2 protein-coding genes are annotated in these 1,304 nt (G+C 62.4%); both read left to right on the forward strand.

Annotated elements, in window-relative coordinates; genetic code table 11:
• The coding region (locus ABT116_RS47080; RefSeq protein ID WP_351647511.1) for an acyl-CoA dehydrogenase family protein at positions 1–436 on the forward strand (436 nt) is incomplete at its 5' end.
• A gap of 192 nt (positions 437–628) precedes the next feature.
• Positions 629–1,304 (forward strand): ATP-binding protein (locus ABT116_RS47085; RefSeq protein ID WP_351647513.1); only part of this gene is annotated, 676 nt, incomplete at its 3' end.

Consider the following 1,304-nt stretch of genomic DNA (forward strand, 5'->3'; position numbering starts at 1 on the left):
GGCAGCTCTGTGTGCCGAGGCCATCGGAATCATGACCGAAGCGCTCCGACTGACGACGGATTATCTGAAGCAGCGCAAGCAGTTCGGTGTTCCGCTCGCGAAGTTCCAGACGCTGACGCATCGTGCGGCCGACATGTACGTCGCTCTCGAACTGGCGAGCAGCATGAGTCTGTACGCCACCATGGCCATCGCCGACGGTGTGATCGATCCGACCATCGCGTCGCGAGCGAAGCTGGCTGTCGGTCGCGCTGCGCATCAGATCGGTCAGGAAGCAATTCAGATGCACGGTGGTATCGGAATGACGGCCGAGTATCCGGTCGGGCACTACGTCTCGCGGCTGGTGGCCATCGAACACACTCTGGGCGCTTCGGACGATCACCTCAGGGTGCTGGCCGGCGGCGTCTCGCACTATTCGATGGTGAACGTCACCGAGTAGATCGGTGGGTGAAGATAACGGGAGGTCATGCGCAGGTCGCGTGGCCTCCCCTTGTCCGTGCGGGGGGCGGCCCGCGGCATTCGAGGTCGAGTAAAATCCCTGTGATCAGTCCGAGAAGAGAAAGGGATCGAAGTGACCGCGCATACCGAGCAGCTCGAGTTCCAAGCAGAAACACGTCAGCTGCTGGATCTGATGGTTCATTCAATCTATACGAACAAGGACAGCTTCCTTCGTGAGTTGATCTCCAACGCTTCGGACGCGCTGGACAAACTCCGCCTCGAGTCGTACCAGGACAAAGACCTCGACGTCGACGTCTCCGATCTGCATATCGAGATCGACATCGACAAGGCGGCACGCACCCTGACCATCCGCGACAACGGCATCGGCATGTCGCGTGACGAGGTCGTCGACCTGATCGGCACGCTCGCCAAGTCCGGTACCGCCGAGGTGCGTCGTAAGCTCAAGGAAGCCAAGGATGCAGCGGCATCCGAAGAACTGATCGGTCAGTTCGGCATCGGCTTCTACTCCACGTTCATGGTGGCGGACAAGGTCACGTTGCTGACCCGTCGCGCCGGTGAAGATCACGCGACGCGCTGGGAGTCGACCGGCGAAGGCACGTACACGCTCGAGCATGTGAACGAGGCGCCGCAGGGCAGCTCCGTGACCCTGCACCTGATGCCCGAGGATTCCGAGAACGGCCTGCACGACTACACGTCGGAATGGAAGATCAAGGAACTGGTCAAGAAGTACTCCGACGTCATCGCGTGGCCGATCCGCATGGGCACGACGCGCAGTCCGTACGCCACCGCGGCGCGCCGCCGCGCGGGCCGCTCGTCGCGCGCCCACCGGTCGGCGGCCCGGCACACCG

The organism is Streptomyces sp. NPDC002130 (assembly GCF_040296465.1).
Taxonomy (GTDB): domain Bacteria; phylum Actinomycetota; class Actinomycetes; order Streptomycetales; family Streptomycetaceae; genus Streptomyces.